General features: G+C 44.5%; 19 protein-coding genes. 2 read left to right on the forward strand and 17 right to left on the reverse strand.

The window, feature by feature from the left end:
- Positions 1-29: 29 nt before the first annotated feature.
- From NYE72_RS20705 to NYE72_RS20750, 10 genes are all read right to left on the reverse strand, one after another.
- Positions 30-902, reverse strand: coding sequence for a menaquinol-cytochrome c reductase cytochrome b/c subunit (locus NYE72_RS20705; RefSeq protein ID WP_036676267.1), 873 nt, complete (start codon positions 900-902; stop codon positions 30-32).
- Between the two features lie 26 nt (positions 903-928).
- Positions 929-1,600 carry a cytochrome b6 gene (locus NYE72_RS20710; RefSeq protein WP_036676266.1) on the reverse strand — a complete coding sequence of 224 codons (672 nt, stop codon included), beginning with the start codon at positions 1,598-1,600 and terminating at the stop codon, positions 929-931.
- Positions 1,601-1,605: 5 nt separating this feature from the next.
- Positions 1,606-2,160, reverse strand: a complete 555-nt coding sequence (locus NYE72_RS20715) for a ubiquinol-cytochrome c reductase iron-sulfur subunit (protein ID WP_036676264.1) — start codon at positions 2,158-2,160, stop codon at positions 1,606-1,608.
- 239 nt (positions 2,161-2,399) lie between these two features.
- Complete coding sequence (locus NYE72_RS20720) at positions 2,400-2,819, reverse strand: DUF2487 family protein (protein WP_036676262.1); 420 nt, start codon at positions 2,817-2,819, stop codon at positions 2,400-2,402.
- Positions 2,820-3,003: 184 nt separating this feature from the next.
- Positions 3,004-3,183 carry an IDEAL domain-containing protein gene (locus NYE72_RS20725; protein WP_036676261.1) on the reverse strand — a complete coding sequence of 60 codons (180 nt, stop codon included), beginning with the start codon at positions 3,181-3,183 and terminating at the stop codon, positions 3,004-3,006.
- Positions 3,184-3,429: 246 nt separating this feature from the next.
- Positions 3,430-4,515 (reverse strand): hypothetical protein, encoded by a 1,086-nt coding sequence (locus NYE72_RS20730; RefSeq protein WP_036676259.1) that lies wholly within the window; start codon positions 4,513-4,515, stop codon positions 3,430-3,432.
- An 89-nt stretch (positions 4,516-4,604) separates the two neighbouring features.
- On the reverse strand, positions 4,605-5,192 hold the full coding sequence (locus NYE72_RS20735) for a histidine phosphatase family protein (RefSeq protein WP_036676257.1): 588 nt from the start codon (positions 5,190-5,192) through the stop codon (positions 4,605-4,607).
- A 178-nt stretch (positions 5,193-5,370) separates the two neighbouring features.
- On the reverse strand, positions 5,371-5,817 hold the full coding sequence (locus NYE72_RS20740; protein ID WP_051490909.1) for a hypothetical protein: 447 nt from the start codon (positions 5,815-5,817) through the stop codon (positions 5,371-5,373).
- A 152-nt stretch (positions 5,818-5,969) separates the two neighbouring features.
- Positions 5,970-6,557, reverse strand: a complete 588-nt coding sequence (locus tag NYE72_RS20745) for a sigma-70 family RNA polymerase sigma factor (protein WP_036676255.1) — start codon at positions 6,555-6,557, stop codon at positions 5,970-5,972.
- A gap of 551 nt (positions 6,558-7,108) precedes the next feature.
- Positions 7,109-7,285, reverse strand: a complete 177-nt coding sequence (locus NYE72_RS20750; RefSeq protein ID WP_143766109.1) for a hypothetical protein — start codon at positions 7,283-7,285, stop codon at positions 7,109-7,111.
- A 196-nt stretch (positions 7,286-7,481) separates the two neighbouring features.
- Between NYE72_RS20750 and NYE72_RS20755 the strand changes: the two genes are divergently transcribed.
- Positions 7,482-8,048, forward strand: a complete 567-nt coding sequence (locus NYE72_RS20755; RefSeq protein WP_036676254.1) for an XRE family transcriptional regulator — start codon at positions 7,482-7,484, stop codon at positions 8,046-8,048.
- A 219-nt stretch (positions 8,049-8,267) separates the two neighbouring features.
- Positions 8,268-9,572, forward strand: a complete 1,305-nt coding sequence (locus tag NYE72_RS20760) for an MFS transporter (RefSeq protein ID WP_081383744.1) — start codon at positions 8,268-8,270, stop codon at positions 9,570-9,572.
- Positions 9,573-10,059: 487 nt separating this feature from the next.
- Here NYE72_RS20760 and NYE72_RS20765 read toward each other — a convergent pair whose 3' ends face one another.
- From NYE72_RS20765 to trpD, 7 genes are read right to left on the reverse strand one after another with little or no spacing between them, the layout of a single operon-like run.
- On the reverse strand, positions 10,060-11,154 hold the full coding sequence (locus tag NYE72_RS20765; RefSeq protein ID WP_036676253.1) for a prephenate dehydrogenase: 1,095 nt from the start codon (positions 11,152-11,154) through the stop codon (positions 10,060-10,062).
- Between the two features lie 46 nt (positions 11,155-11,200).
- Entirely contained in the window at positions 11,201-12,298 is a 1,098-nt protein-coding gene (hisC, locus tag NYE72_RS20770; RefSeq protein WP_339210375.1) for a histidinol-phosphate transaminase, read from the reverse strand.
- Between the two features lie 60 nt (positions 12,299-12,358).
- Entirely contained in the window at positions 12,359-13,183 is an 825-nt protein-coding gene (gene trpA, locus NYE72_RS20775) for a tryptophan synthase subunit alpha (protein WP_076141312.1), read from the reverse strand.
- Positions 13,180-14,379 carry a tryptophan synthase subunit beta gene (trpB, locus tag NYE72_RS20780; protein WP_076101466.1) on the reverse strand — a complete coding sequence of 400 codons (1,200 nt, stop codon included), beginning with the start codon at positions 14,377-14,379 and terminating at the stop codon, positions 13,180-13,182. Before trpB ends, trpA begins: the two co-directional genes overlap by 4 nt.
- On the reverse strand, positions 14,376-15,053 hold the full coding sequence (locus NYE72_RS20785) for a phosphoribosylanthranilate isomerase (protein WP_036676248.1): 678 nt from the start codon (positions 15,051-15,053) through the stop codon (positions 14,376-14,378). Before NYE72_RS20785 ends, trpB begins: the two co-directional genes overlap by 4 nt.
- Positions 15,046-15,876: an indole-3-glycerol phosphate synthase TrpC gene (gene trpC / locus NYE72_RS20790; protein WP_339210377.1), complete on the reverse strand. Its 831-nt coding sequence runs from the start codon at positions 15,874-15,876 to the stop codon at positions 15,046-15,048. Before trpC ends, NYE72_RS20785 begins: the two co-directional genes overlap by 8 nt.
- Positions 15,866-16,906, reverse strand: a complete 1,041-nt coding sequence (trpD, locus tag NYE72_RS20795; RefSeq protein ID WP_178944283.1) for an anthranilate phosphoribosyltransferase — start codon at positions 16,904-16,906, stop codon at positions 15,866-15,868. The genes trpC and trpD overlap by 11 nt, the downstream gene beginning before the upstream one ends.
- Positions 16,907-16,929 lie beyond the last annotated feature (23 nt).

The following is a 16,929-nucleotide window of genomic DNA, read 5'->3' on the forward strand; positions in this document are numbered from 1 at the left end:
ATGCACGATCAGGTTGCGTTATCATTATTTTACTGTTCGCTTTTTTGTTTGGCAAGCCAGCCGGCCAAGGTATCGATATCCGCTTCTGACAGACCTGCTCCCAACGCGGTATCGTACATTTTTGGCATCTGCCCTTGACCCTCTTTTATAATAGTAAGGATTGCTTCTTTGTCATGAGTGTCCCCAACTCCGCGAAGCGAAGGTCCGCCTGCCCCTTTCAAATCCGCTGCGTGACAGGTGATACAAGTGGCTTGTTTGTAGAGCCCCATAGCTGGATCATCCTTGTCCACAATCGCTACTTCTTTTGCCTTAACGGCGCTGGAGGTTGGAAGACCTTTTGCCCTGTTCTCCGCCGCCTTTTCTTCCCGTTGAACATCTTCAGGAATCTGACCCGTTTCAGCCATTTCATGTTTATATTCAGTCCAGGCTGTATTGGTCAAATAAACAATTGCTGCTAGGGACAAGAACATCAAAGATGAAGCAATCGGCCTACGGTAAAAGCGACGCTCTCTACCCGTATCCAAAAAAGGAGCCAACAGAAGTGAACCAAAAGCCACACCAGTAACTCCTAGTGTACCCAGAACGATATAATCGCCCGAAGCATAAGGGAGCTTCAAATACTGATAGAGAAACAAGAAATACCAGTCAGGAATCGGGATAACCGTAGCACTAGCATTTGCTGGAAACCCTAGCGGAGCTGGCTCTGAAATAGTAAGTACTAATATTCCTACAAGTACAACGACTCCGACCATCCATTCCTTCAATAGAAAGTTAGGGATAAAGGCTTCCGATTTGCCGGGGTAAGCCGTGTAGTCCGGAGGTGTGATAAATCCGTTCCCTTTGCGAACTCTGGAATCACCGACATATACAACCTTTTCCTTAGAATTGTTTCCATGCGCCATCCGTATTCCTCCTCTCTCAGATTAACTTACAACGGTCCGGAAATCCCTTGTCTGCGGATCATAATAAAGTGTCCTACGAGCAGACTAAGAAGCACCGCTGGGAGGAAGAATACATGTAGTGCGAAAAACCGAGTTAAGGTTTCGGCGCCAACAATCGTTCCGCCTTGCATCAGTTCCTTCAGCACCGGCCCCATTACTGGAACAGAATTGGCTATTTCGAGAGTTACTTTTGTTGCGAAATAAGCTTTATTATCCCAAGGCAACAAGTAACCTGTTAAACCAAGTCCCAACATTACGAAGAAAATCAGCATTCCAACTACCCAGTTCATCTCACGCGGCGCTTTGTAAGAGCCTGTAAAGAAGACGCGCATCGTATGAAGGAACATCATAACAATTACTAGACTTGCACCCCAGTGATGCATCCCGCGGACAATCTGTCCAAATGCAACACTTGTCTGTAAATACTCAACACTAGCATAAGCATTAATAATGTCCGGAACATAATACATCGTTAAGAACATACCTGATAAAATCTGAATGACTGTAATAAAAAAGGTCAGTCCGCCAAAGCAATACACGAACGCAGAGAAATGATGGGCCGGATTAACATGCTCAGGAACCTCGTGATCGGCCACGTCTCTCCAAATTGGCGTAACATCCAGACGTTCGTCAATCCAGTTATAGACATTTTTAAACATCAGAACTACGCCTCCTCACGAGCTACTGTATTTGGCACAATGTCTCCCAAAAGCACCCACCCGTTATCGAATTTCGTTTTATACTGATCAAGCGGCTTAGGAGCAACCTCGAGATTTTTGCCAAGCTTTGTATAACGTGCACCATGGCAAGGGCAGTGATATTCGTCCGGATGAGCTTTATTGTTGTTCCACCCGACCGTACATCCCAAATGTTTACAAATCGGTGAAAGCGCATAAATATCACCCTTCGCGTCTTTCCGGATCCACGCAGTAAGTGTCGCTGTACTGTCGTACCATCCGTCCTTCTGTTTCAATTCAAAAGTAAATTCCTGGGGCTCTTCGGTGATTTTGCTTATCTCAGCAACCTTGATAAAATCTCCAGCACCCTTCTTATGTAATATCGGATCTACGACAAAACGGACCATTGGAAGAATTGTACCCGCCCCCATAAAAGCAGTGGCGCCACCAAGCGTGTAGGTCAAAAATTGCCTGCGCGACATCTCTTTACGGCTGGGTGGTTGTTCAGGCCATGTCTCCTGTTGTTCATTATGGCTGCTCATACTGTTATATAACCCCCTTCTCAAGATATAAGAAAGTATCTGTGGTGTCCGATCAGAGATGTCTCAATATAAATAATCCGTTTTCAAATCTTTTCAATGAAATACATCACATACCATTTGGATTCAACCTAATAATAGCTTAGGCTCCAAAACCCGTCAAGAATATTGTCTAATTTGTGACAGGCTAAAAAGCGGTTTCAACCTGTAATTGTTGATTTTCTGTCACATTTATAAGGAGTTCATCTCCGCCACATCTCTTGAATTTTGATACTAATTCCACTGTTATTCTTCCCTTCTGGAGAAGCCTCAATGATAGGCAGAGAGAGAACTAAATCGCTTTCATAGATTTGGCTTTCTTGGAGAGGTACATCCGCTGTCAACACCACAACATGCTGGAAACCACTGGATTTGACTTTTTGGCAAATCTCATTAATTAAATTCACATAACCCTCTCCAGCATACTGAATGGCTGGGTAAGTCACGATCCGCCCCTTGAACGGTATTTCCACCATATCCATGAAATTACGTAATCTTTCGAGTGCCTGAACGGTCTCAGGAGGACTCTCAAGTCCAGTTAATCCTGTAAAAGGTATGAGACATGTATCATAGAATTTTCGATTTTCTTCCCAAGTGTCCACTTCAAAATCGCTGAATTTCATTTCCATTCATCTCCCTATGTATAATTGTTAATCTTTTTGATCTTTCGCAGATCTTCCTGAAGTTATAGAACCCATTATATTGAAGGAGGAGGATGAACGTCCAGATTTAGATTTTTTATTTTCGTTCGTTTAAGCAAAGTGAGTAGATTATAAGCAAAAAAAGAAATGCGCTAAGCGCATTTCTTTATGCCAAACTTTTAAGTTCCTCAGTAAGATTTCGGAAAGCCATCTCATCTCCGGTAGCCAGCGCCGTGTCAATCTCACGGTGCAAGATGTCGGAGCGACGCTTTCGCAGCGCTTCATCCCACACCATTTCTGCCGCAAGTCCTAGCATCACTTCATACGTAGCCTTCATTTTGTCCATTCGATACACCTCCGCTGTTTAAGAGATCCTTTTTTCTTGTTATTTGATATTTTGATATCCATCAAGATGATTATGTTTTCGGTTTCAAGAGAAGCGGCACCTACTAAAGCATATTCATCAATCCTGTCTTCGTTCTACATATTTGCCCATTACGCTCAATACTTCTTCTATTGTACCCATCAGCAGCATTAACGGATTCCTACATCTGCGTATGTAATCCCCATAAGCCTTTTCGCATGCGCACCTCTACCGAAGATACTTAGGTACGGCTGTCTCTATCCCCCATGGCGTCATCATCACAGCGAGTCCACCAGAAGTCTCGCCCAATTTAAGCATCCCTAGGTGCACCATCATCCGTATTATTCGTTGCTCTAGAATAGAAGCAGCACTGTCATAATAAAACGGTTTAATTAGCCACCCTACACCATCCACTAAAGAAGGTACTGTCACCCAATTACTGGCGCTGATGCTTATCCAATACACAAGTGAAGGTAGATTTGGCACAGCCCCTTTATATAGTCTTAACCAAAAAGAGAATATCTGCATCAACGAATCACATTTTCCATCGTTTAACACAGCCTCACCGGTCGCAGTAAGCCTTAGCCGGAAGCCTTCCTCAGAGATCCAGCGGCGGTGACGAATATAGTCATACAAAAGCGCAAATCTTGGAGGATAATGCTCACAAGCTCTCCCATAACCAAATCTCCAACCGCCTTTGCTAAGAAGCTCCTCCGGAATATGAAGCGCGTTCATCACACCTTGCTGGTACCGCCTATACATTGCCCCTTCCTGATTCAGTTCTGGCTCATTGTCCTTAATATATCTCAGCAGCATTACCAGATCACTGATCATTAATTCTCCTTCACTGCGATACATAACAGGTTCAGGGCTAGTTGCGATGCTCTCTTTGATATGTGCACTCATCGTCTCCCGAAAACGTTCTTTTAAATCCTTGGGTACCTGGTACAAATATCTGGTCTGCTGTGAGGAACCACTAAAAAGCCAGCCTCCACTTTTGAAACGAGAGACCATCTCCCGGAAACCTCCAGTTTTCCCTTCAGGTGCATCAAAGGACGCTTGCCTTGCCACAGCCAACAAATCCTCAAGACTAAAGTATGTGCGTTCATCAAAAAGCAATGTATTCAAAAACCGTAAATCCTCCGGAGCGCATTCCCGGATATGAGACTCCATAAAACTTCTGCTTCCAAGCATAATCAAAATACTTTGGATCAAGTCGTGTTTGGAATTCTGTTTGCATTCACACCGGTAGCGGCCCGCTATGGCGGTCAGCTGTCCAATATCTGCATAAGTAAGCATATCCGCCAGATTCATGTTTTATCGCCTCACCGTTTTACTACCATTATGGGGAATACTGCCTATTTTATTCCCTTTATTGCAAAAAAAATAACCCGAAGCCCGGGTTAATGCTGATTTTGCAGGATATGGCGAGTACAATTATATAAAATAGGATTCCATTCCCGCTCTTTCTTCTCCAGAATCGTCAAGGATAGATTGCCAATTCGTTCAGAATACTTATCCTTGTAAAGAGCAGTATACAGCTGAGCAAGAAATCCTCCATGGGATATGACGAGTATATTCCGATTGGGATGCAGTGCAGAAATATCTTCCATAAAAGCAAGAGCCCGAGCCTGAAGCTGTTCGTCGGTTTCTTGACCGAGGGAGAGCTGGCTCCATTCCTTACCCCACTTCTCTTCACGTTCTGCGGCAGTAAGCCCTTCTACCTGCCCATAAGCACGTTCCCGGATACGCTGATCAGGTTCTAATAGCGGAATTCCTAACTTGTCAGCAATAATCTTACCGGTCTCAGCAGCGCGGGAAAGATTACTAGTAACGCAGTAGTCCCAGCTGTACGGTTCCTGTAATAAGCGGTCAGCAAGCATTGCAGCTTGCATCCGTCCTTCATCATTAAGTGGAATATCACTTTGTCCCTGTATTTTCCCTATCGCGTTCCAGTCCGTCAATCCATGGCGTATCAAGCCGATTAGCATGTTGCCTCCCCCTTTTCAGCAAAGTATTTGTCTCTTAATGTAACATGGATGAAATAAAAAGTCTTCTTTTTATGAGTTTTACAATGCAAAAAGCCCCTCATTACATTAAGTAAAGGGACTCCTTCAATGTTCTGAATATTATAAACAACGGAAGCAAAGACATACGTCTAATAACCCTCTATGATCGGCGATAACGATTCAGCCTAGTTAATGAAAATACTGCAAAGCCTACACCTAACATCGATAACATCATCCAGTATTGAGGATGAGTGGGTCCCATACTTACAACAAGGGGTTCAATGATCCCACCTTCAGAGCCCAAGATTGGATACGTTGATTGCCATTCCATCGAGGATCCAGCGACACCTGTCTCCACAATTCCACTCTGAGCAACAACTGCATCACCTGGAGTTCTGAACATCGTAAAATAAAGAACGCTGGACAGAAATATTGCCAGAAAGCATGCGATCCATAAGCTAAGCCGATGGCGAACAATAGCAGAGGTCCCAGCAGATTTCCCGTCACCGGGCATCAACCATGGACTCTCTAAATAAATCCGCTCCATGACTTTAACATTTATGGCTTCAGCACGCTCTTCACTGATCTCTTCCCTCAAATCTTGCATAAGCAGGCTGCTCTCTTGCCATAGAGCCCATTCTGCAGCGCAGTAAGGACAAGTTTCAATATGTCTTTCAAGTAAAATCCGCCTAGGATGTGTGGGGGGAGCGTCCCACAAGAGCGGAATACATTCTTGCGCTTCCCTGCAATTCATTCGCCTTACACCCTCTCAACCTGCTCTTCAACTTCAGGCTCATTGAAATAGGATTCGAGTTGAAGCTTCACACTACTCCTGGCACGAAACAATAATGATTTCACTGAGCTTACACTCTGATCTAAAATTTCTGCGATTTCTTGATAGTCCATTTGATCATATTCACGTAGGATAAGTGCAGAGCGTTGTTTTTCGGGAAGATTATTTATCGCCTCACGGACCAAATTCATCCGTTCATTGCGCAATGCAGCCTGCTCGGGTGCAACTTCAAACGGTGCTACTGGTGTATATCCACTCTCTTCCAGAGATACATTACCGGCACGGTTCTTGCGAAGCTCACTTAGCACAGTGTTCCGGGCGATAGTGTACAGCCATGTTGAGAATGAAGCATCTACCTCTCGAAAGGAATGCAAGCTACGAAATGCCTTGTAGAAGGTCTCCGAACAAAGGTCCTCTGCGATAAGCTCCATATGTGAATTTCTAAGCATATGATATACAAATGCTAGTATTTTACGTTGATAACGACGCATTAATTCTGAATATAATTCTGTGTTTCCTTGTTTGATTTGCTGGATCAACTGGGAATCCGTCATGGTGAGATTGGCCCTCCTCGCCCTTGCACGTCTTTTCCCATCCGGTCCGTACTTATTATACCGGTTTGGGCTTTAAAAGTTGCGGTGTTACTGCAAATTTTTAGTTTTTTTATGAAATACACCTATGTATATTCAACTACCCGATAATTAAGGCATGATGTATATGAAGAAGACAAAAAGAAATAAGGCATACTTCTAATTTTACATAAATATAGAAACGAATCTAGAAACATACCTGCTCTATTGTACCACATATTCTCATAGGATGACATTAATAGACTTAAGATAGGTCCTCTCGCCAACAAGACCCGACATTGGATTTCTGACATAGATTCCGGCTTTAAAAATAACACATTTATCAATTTTTAAAAACTGTTGACAAAATGTAAACGTATACATATAATAAAAGTACAGTATGGTTTCTCTCCACTCCTATCCAATACTTAACGGTTCCAATTTATTGTGAACTGTAGCCGCTTACTTTGTAAGCGGTCTTTTTTTGTCCTGAAAGCGCTCTACCTTTTTTAGATGATCAATATCAGATTATTTTACTATAGCGAGCGAATTAGCTTCCACAAATCCCCACAATCATCTATTACCCCGTCTGCGTCCACTTGAAGAGGTATATGCTCATTACGTTTCCAAATGCCTTGCAGCCCTGCGTTACGGCTCGCTTGTACGTCATTCATTGGATGATCACCTACAAATATAGCCTCCTCTGCGCTCACCCCATTGGTATCCTTCCTTTTGCAAAAATAAAGGATTAAACCGGGGACGGTGATAAGCTTACGGGCAGGTTCGTTACAAAGACGTCAGATTTTGCATAGCTGCGTGTGTTATCCACCCTCTAATCCTAATCGTATGGAAAAGAGTCAAAATAAACAATATACTAGCTATAAAGTTATTTATTGAGGTGAATTTGAAATGGATGAAATCGATGAATCAAAACAACTGGTACTACAAATCGGCGGTGCCTTGAAAAAGTACAGAAAAGAAAAAAACATGAGCTTAGATGACTTAGCGGAATTAACAGGCGTAAGCAAACTTACTCTGGGGAATATCGAACGTGGCGAGACAAATCCAACTTTGGCGATAATATGGAAAATTTCAAAAGGCATATCTTTGCCCCTATTAGCTTTGTTCAAATCTGAAGACCCTGTTAGTCTGTATCGAGCAGGTGAAGGTCTCCGGTTTTCTAATGATCAAAAGAATTGGATCATTGAACCCGTCTTTAAAAACGTAAGCAACGATATTGAAATGTGTCGGGCTTACTTACAGCCAAATAGTTCGTATCACCCTGAAGGTCATCATGTGAATACAACTGAAATTGCGACAGTAATGACTGGTTCCATTGAAATTCGAGTCGATGGAGAAATGTACACATTGAATCAATATGATACGATCAGTTTTCGTGCAGACCGCCCTCACTCTTATACCAATCATACAAATAGGGAAACAGTGCTCCATATCTCCTTAAAATATGGTTTCTAAAAGTCGAAAATTTCACCTATAAAATGCAACTCAGTATTCCATTCTATATGGATACTCTGAGTTGTATTTTTTTTAACTAATATAAGCATTTCAAGTTATAGAACTACCTCAACAAAAGTAAACTTTGAAATACTTATTGTTAAATTAAATATATTATACTATACTTTCATTGTCCGCGCGGATATTAGTACGCATTAATTCTGGGAGGGAAAATGAAGAATGCCGAATAAAAAATTTGTACCATCATCTTTAGGGCTGCTACTACTCGGCATTATTATTATTGCCGCAAATTTACGTGCTCCCTTAACCTCGGTCGGTCCTTTAGTGGGTCTCATAAGGGGTGACGTTCATATTTCCAATACTTTAGCAGGCCTGATAACAACGGTACCTTTACTTACCTTTGCTTTAATATCGCCTCTAGTACCAAAACTAGGACGTAGGTATGGAGTAGAACTTTTAATTTTGTTTGCCCTGATCTTTTTGACTGTTGGTATTGTAATACGTTCTTTATCTGGGGCTGCAAATCTGTATATTGGAACTGCAATTCTTGGATTTGCAATTGCCGTTTGTAATGTATTAATGCCAAGTTTAATCAAACGCGATTTCCCTAATAAAATCGGTGCCATGACTGGTGTATTTGCAATTTCAATGAGTTTATCTGGAGCGATCGCCTCGGGAATCAGTGTACCGCTAGCTGCAAACGCAGGTTTAAAATGGCAGGGTGCATTGGGAATTTGGGGGATCCTAAGCTTTGTATCGATCCTTTGCTGGTTGCCTCAATTAAGGAAGCATACGAAGCAAACAGCCTCGACAAGTCAACAGATGGCCGGCAATGATGTGAATGTTTGGCGTTCCCCTCTTGCCTGGCAAGTAACCTTGTTTATGGGGATGCAGTCTATGATTTTCTATGTGCTGATCGCATGGTTGCCTGAAATTTTAAAACAGCAAGGCATTGACTCAAGCCAATCAGGATGGTACCTCTCAATAATGCAGTTAGCGCTGCTTCCATTTACCTTTATTGTCCCCGTTATTGCAGGGCGAATGTCAAATCAACGTTCGTTAGTGTTCATCACAACCATTTTGCTTTTGACGGGAACGCTCGGACTGCTTTACGGAAGCTCCAATATCATTCTGTTGTGGATTATCATACTCGGAATTGGTGGAGGCTGCGCCTTTAGCTTGTCCATGATGTTTTTCGGTTTACGTACTAAAAGTGCGCATCAAGCAGCGGAACTGTCTGGTATGGCGCAATCGATCGGATATCTGCTTGCCGCAATTGGTCCTGCCCTTATAGGATATTTGCATGACACGACAAATCGTTGGAACCTGCCACTTTTCATACTGCTTGGCGCTTCGGTTTTACTCTTTATTGTCGGTCTAGGAGCAGCAAGAAATCGTTTTGTAGGTAGCCAAGCTAGTTACGACGAAGAAAATTCAAGTACCAGAGAATTTCTTGGAAGAAATACTGATCGAAATGAAGAAAGCGAGTTTGGGAACAGTTGCAACAAACCAAACCTAAATTAGAGTCTGCGGGTATAAATCCGGAAGCATTTTGCGGCACTCCTTTCTTTTCTTCGTTGATCCAATAAACATTTAGCTTGTACGAAGACGCTATCGGACACAGATGACCTTAAATGCAGCATTAATCCACATTTGGGATGCTAACGGACCCCATAGCAGCTATTGTCACGAAAAACACACAATATAAGCCTCTTCATATGAAATAGTGTCAGTGGAGTCCGAAAGACTGCTTCAAAGGCAAAAAACGAGCAAATAACGTCATTAGGGTCCGTAAGTACTAGGTGGTACTTATACTGGTACTTATACTGGTACTTATAGTGATACCGATGGCGATGGCGATGGCGATACCGATGACGATACTGACGGCGGCATGTTGAAGTAAGCAACCAACAAACCAACAAACAAAAAAAATAGCGATTCTCTATTCACATGAGAATCGCTGTTTTGCTGTTTATTACGATTTGAAAATGAACCCGAGCGAACCTTAATACTACACGTATACCGTATAATCATGATGCTGCAACAGGATCTTCGCCCGCTCCATATCGTTCTCCTGACGGAAAGAGAGACGCATAATCCCCGGAACATCTTCACGGCTTTCGATAATTTGTACGTTGCTAAGGTTAATTCCTTGATCCCCCAGCTCTGTAGCAATACGACCGATAATCCCCGGATGATCCGGTACATCAATATGTAGGTCAAATAAAGGTGCTATCATACCTTTACGCCGTTCAGGCAATTGACTACGGAAGCCATTGGCTTCATGAAATGCCTCTTCAATCCCTACACCATCTTCACTTTCCAGCAAACGAACAAAAGAAGAAACTTCCTCGTTCCAATCCTTCAACAAACGAAGCATCACTGAACGATTGTTTAACAAGATATCACGCCAAATAATTGGATCACTGGACGCAATCCGTGTAATATCCCGAAAGCCCCCTGCAGCTAACGTACTATACAAGGAGTCAGTATCATCATAAGCTTTGATCTGATTTACCAGCGCAACCGCAATAATATGTGGCAAATGACTAATGGCGCCTACAATCTCATCATGACGTTCTGGATTAAGGCGTACAATCTGCGCTCTAGTAAGGTGGAGTAAGGACTCCAACGCATGATAAGCCTCGTCTGGCACTCCCGGTGGAGGCGTTAATACGTAATAGGCATTCTCAAACAACAGCGATGAAGCTGCCTCAACACCTGAACGCTCTGATCCTGCCATAGGGTGACCGCCGATAAAATGTACTCCAGGAATATCCAAAGAGACCGCGCATGCGGCAATACTAGCTTTCGTACTTCCAACATCTGTAATGATGCAGCCGGGCTTAAGCGGCAATTTGCTTAACTGCTGCAAATAATCCTCTAGCATACCCACCGGCACACATAAAAAAATGAAATCGGCATCGATTGCCGCTTCCTCCACAGACAATGTGGCACTATCGACCACACCTCTGCTAATATACTTACTCGCGGATTCAGGACGGTGGGCATGGCCAACGACGGTCAGGCCCTCCTTGCCTTTAAAGCAAAGGGCCAGTGAGCCTCCGATCAGACCGACACCGAATATTGCTATTTTTGTCGTCATGTTCTTTGAACTACCTGCCTTCTTTAGTCTTGACTTGCTGTTATTACTAGGCGCGTATTCCACTCTCTATAAGAGTTTGTTCCAGCGCGGTGATAAAAGCTGTATTCTGCTCAGCCGAGCCCACAGTAACCCGAATATAAGTCGGATAAACCTGATGACCCGCTCTTACGATGATTCCTTTACGCATCAAAGCATCAAAGACCTCTGTAGCAGGCTTACGAACATCTACCATGATGAAGTTCCCGTGTGCCGGGAAGGATTCTAGACCCAGACGTTTGAATTCACCTTGCAATTGGACAATACCCGCGCTATTAAGACGACGGCATTCCTGCACATAATCTTGGTCATTCAAAGCAGCAAGAGCTGCAGCTTGAGCAAGACGAGAGGTATTAAATGGCTCACGTACCTTGTTGATCAACGAAATGATCTCAGGACTCGCAACACCGTATCCAATACGCAATGCAGCTAAGCCATAAATTTTGGAGAATGTGCGAAGCACAACCAAATTCTTGTAACGAGTCAGTAACTGGATGCCATTGGAGTATGAAAGATCTGTTACATACTCACAGTATGCCTCATCAAGGACAACCATTACATTGGAAGGCACAGCATCCAGGAAAGAAACCAAAGCTTCCTCTGGTACAATCGTACCTGTTGGGTTATTTGGATTACAGATCCAGATAACCTTAGTACGGTCTGTTATACGGGCCAGCATTCCATCCAGATCATGTGTCCCTTTTACAAGTGGCACCTCAATAGATACCGCACTTTCGATGTCTGCGTTACTCTTATACACGGAGAAGGTCTGGTCCGCCATGATGGTCTCATCACCCGGTAAGAAAAAGGCACGGGCAATAAGTGCAATAATCTCATCTGAGCCACAGCCAAAAATAATATTGTCGTTATTCACGCCAAGACGGCTGGAAAGTGCTGAAGTCAATTCAACGGCTGAGCCGTCCGGATAAAGATAAAGATTCTCAAGTTCTGCTAGAATTGCCTCTTTTGCACTCGGTGAAGCTCCATACGGGTTCTCATTGGATGCAAGCTTAATAACCTCACTTAAGCCAAGCTCCTTCTTGACTTCGTCTATAGGTTTCCCTGGTTTGTAGACAGGGAGATTAACTATATTCGGTTTTGGATTCATTGAATAGTCCTCGCTCTCCATAGTTGATTACTCCACTATACACAGGTCAGAATGACACTGTTATGGTCTTTTTAATTGTGCCACAAATTCTCGAATTTGCAACAGCCCCTCATTCCGCGTAGCAGGATGACCGAGCAGCGGAATTACTTCTTCTATTTTGCGGACAATGGCACTCCCTACTACAACACCATCGCAAATCTGAGCAAAACGGGCAACCTGTTCGCCAGTAGAGATCCCAAATCCTACAGCCACTGGCAGATCCGTAGCTTGACGAACGGAAGCAATAAAGGCTTCTACATCCGCATGGAAAGAGGATCTTTCTCCAGTCACCCCTAATGAAGATACACAATAGATAAACCCGCTCGCACCGGATACAATCTTTGCAATACGTTCGCTTGAGGTTGGTGCAACTAAAGGAATGAGGTTGACTCCAACTTCATCACTACGGCGCCGCATCTCCGCTGATTCCTCAACGGGAAGATCCGGGATAATAAGTCCACTAATTTCATGCTTGTTCAGATCAGCAAAAAACGTATCAAGACCCATTTGCAGGATAGGATTGTAATAAGAAAACAAGATAAATGGCAAACTGCTGCCGGCTTGACGAGCCTTTAGCGCGGTCTCCATGCAAGTGCGCAGGTGAACTTCACCCCGCAGTGCCCGGGCAGATGCTCTCTGAATTACAGGGCCGTCTGCAAGCGGATCAGAGTAAGGTACTCCCAGCTCCAGAATATCTGCACCTGCTGTCTCCAGTTCAGTAATGATGGCAAGAGTAGTCTCCAAATCTGGATCTCCAACAGTCAGAAAAGGAATCAATGCGGTCCGGTTCTCAGCTTTAAGCTTCCGGAATACCAAATCCATCCGGTTTGTAGTTTGGGTTGTCATTCAGTTCCCTTCCCTTCTGTATACGCCATAATGGATTCTACATCTTTGTCTCCCCGGCCTGACAGGCAGATGACAACAATATCATCCTTGGTAAGGGTTGGACCCAATTTCACTACATGAGCTATCGCATGTGCTGATTCTAACGCTGGAATAATACCTTCCGTTACGCAAAGCAGCTTCAGTGCATCTAGCGCCTCTGCATCTGTAATCGGTACATATTTTGCGCGTTCGATATCTTTTAGATAGGAGTGTTCAGGACCCACACCAGGATAATCCAGGCCTGCGGAGATGGAATGTGCTTCTGTTACTTGTCCATGCTCATCCTGCAGGAGATAACTCATCGAACCCTGGAATACGCCATGAGTTCCTTTACTCATTGTTGCCGCATGAAAAGGGGTATCAATGCCTTTACCAGCCGCCTCTACACCAATCATACCGACACTTTCATCCTCAACGAATGGATAGAACATACCGATGGCATTACTGCCACCGCCTACAGCAGCTACGAGCAGATCCGGCAGCCTTCCTTCAGCCTCCAGAATCTGGCGCCGTGTTTCATCCCCAATAACCCGCTGAAAGTTACGGACCATCATCGGATAAGGATGCGGTCCTACAGCTGAACCCAATATATAGAAGGTATCGTCTACATTGCTAACCCAGTAGCGAAGCGCTTCGTTGCCGGCATCTTTTAAAGTGCGCGATCCGGAAGTAACGGGAATCACTTCTGCACCAAGCAGCTTCATCCGGAATACATTAAGGGCCTGGCGGCGCGTATCCTCTTCCCCCATAAACACCTTACATTCCATACCTAGCAGAGCTGCAACTGTAGCTGTGGCTACACCATGTTGACCCGCGCCAGTCTCAGCGATTACCTTCGTTTTTCCCATCATTTTGGCCAAAATCCCTTGACCAATCGCGTTGTTAATCTTATGGGCACCTGTATGATTCAAATCTTCACGCTTCAAATATATTTTAGCTTCTCCCAGATGTTTGCTCAGACGTTCCGCATAATACAGCGGGGTCTCCCGTCCGGAATACTGCTTTAATAGATAATCTATTTCTTCCTGAAAAGCTGGATCTGCCGAAAACTTACGGTAGGCCTCCTCCAACTCAATCAATGCATTCATCAAAGTCTCGGGCACGAAGCGGCCTCCGAATGAACCGAAACGTCCATGCTGGTCCGGTACTTGTATCATGATTGCTTCACCCTTTCCACAAAAGCTGTCATTTTTTGAATATCCTTAATGCCGTCAGTCTCTACTCCACTCGATACGTCTACCCCATACGGGACATAGGTATCAAGCAATTCACCAACATTATCTGAATGAAGCCCTCCAGCCACAAACAAGGGCAAGCCATGTCGTACTGCAATTTCTTGGTACTCAGGTAATTTGTTCCATGCGAAGGTTCGGCCAGAGCCGCCGCTCTGCAATGGATCATAAGTATCTAATAAAACCGCATCTACTGCAGCTGCGTAATCTTCCAAGGTATATTCATTTTCAGCTTTATCCCGCTCTTGATCAGCAACGGACAGTGCCTTCCATACCTGAACCTGTGGATAAGCTTGGCGAACCTGCTGGCAAAAAGCCGGGCTCTCCTGTCCATGGAGCTGAATTACATCTAAATGCACCACAGACAACAATTCGTTCAACTCATCCAGCTCCGGATTAACAAAAACTCCTGCAGCCTTAGGAATTTCACCAGTCTTCCAATTTGGAAGTTCTGCAATCAGTTCGGCAGCACGCTCTATGGATACCTTCCGGCGGCTAGGTGCAAAAACAAATCCGATATAATCTAGTGGTAAGTGTAACATAGATTTTAGCACTTCAACGTCCTGAAGTCCACAGATTTTTACTAATGTCTCAGCCATGCCGGACACGGTCCTTTCCGTTAGGAAGCTCACCGAGCAAACCGTTAACCGCATCCTCTACGTTAGCTTGACGCATTAGATACTCCCCAACGAGCACTCCGTGAGCACCAGTAGTTCTTAGGTAGCCGATGTCTTTTGACCCGGAAATTCCACTTTCGCTGATCACTGGAACACCTTGCGGCACAAGAGCTGCCAGCTCGGCTGTTGTCTCCAAAGAGGTCTCGAAGGTACGTAGATTACGGTTATTAATTCCTAGCAGGACGTTAGGTTGGGTTATCTTTTCTGTGCTCAGTACAGCCGCCAGTTCATTTCGGTCATGCACCTCAATCAAGATATCCAATCCAAGCCCTGAAGCTATATCTATAAAATGAGACAGTTGTGCCGGTGTCAAAATAGCGACGATCAACAACACGGCATCCGCTCCGAGAAGACGTGCTTCGTAGATTTGCTTCTCATCGATAATAAAATCTTTGCGAAGCAGCGGCAGATTTACAGCTTCCTTCACTTGCTGCAGATAAGCTGCGCTGCCCTGGAAATATTCTGTGTCCGTCAGAACAGATAAACAATCAGCGCCTCCAGCTTCATATCCTTTTGCAATGGAAACAGGATCAAAATCTTCACGGATCAACCCTTTGGAAGGAGAAGCCTTCTTCACCTCAGCGATCAAGCCCATATCTCTGTTCTTCCCTTGGGTCAGAGCCTTACGAAAGCCTCTTGTTGCCGAAAGAAGCGCAATATCACGCTCTGCTTGTGCCAACGAAAAGTTTTTACTGAGCAATTCAACCTCTTTAATCTTAGTCGCGACAATTTTATCAAGATACATAATTAAGTTCCTCCGTCATAGCTACAAGCTGATTAAGCTTGGATAGTGCCTTGCCTGAATCCACTACATCTTTTGCTCTCTCTACGCCTCCGGCCATGGTATCTGCCAGACCAGCAACATATATACAGGCTCCGGCGTTAGCAAGAACGATATCACGATAAGGATTAATCTGCCCTTGAAGGACCGAGGTAATAATCGCCGCATTTTCAGCTGCATCTCCACCCAGCACAGCTTCCAGTGGATGTCTGTTAAGACCTAATGCCTCTGGCGTTACCTCATACGTGGTTACGATGCCCTCTTTTAGCTCAGACACTAATGTAGGGGCCGAGATGCTGATTTCATCCAGACCATCCAAGCTGCTGACAACCATCGCACGCTTGGATCCCAGCTCCTTCAGTACATTAGCCACCGTCTCTGTCTTATTCCGATCATAAATCCCCAGCAGCTGACGGTCAGCACCCGCGGGATTCGTAAGCGGACCAAGCATATTAAAAATCGTCCGCACTCCAAGCTCTTTACGCGGTGCCGCCGCATGCCGCATCGAAGGATGATAGATTTGCGCGAATAAAAAACAAATGCCGATTCGATCCAAGCATTCCCGAGCCTGATCCGCATTCAGATGAATGTTGACGCCCAAAGCTTCAAGTACATCTGCACTTCCTGCTCTACCGGAAGCTGAGCGGTTGCCATGTTTGGCAACTCGTACAGAAGCCGCTGATGAAATAATCGCTGAGGCGGTAGAAATATTAAACTTATGGATGCCGGAACCGCCCGTACCACATGTATCTAGCAGACGCGCTTTTTCAGTAAGGACAGGTGTGCCGAAACCTCTCATGGCTTCCGCAAACCCCGTAATTTCCTCCACGGTCTCTCCCTTAATCCGTAAAGCGGTCAGCAGTGATCCGATTTGCGCCTGAGAAGCATCTCCCAGCATGATTGCACCCATTATATCGCGTGCTTCTCCACGTGTCAGACTTTTGCCTTCGATTAGTCCAGCGATTCCTGATTGTATCAATTTTGTTGCATCCATAATGTTCATCCTCCCAGCCTTAA

The organism is Paenibacillus sp. FSL L8-0333 (assembly GCF_037965665.1).
Taxonomy (GTDB): Bacteria; Bacillota; Bacilli; order Paenibacillales; family Paenibacillaceae; genus Paenibacillus_AQ; species Paenibacillus_AQ odorifer.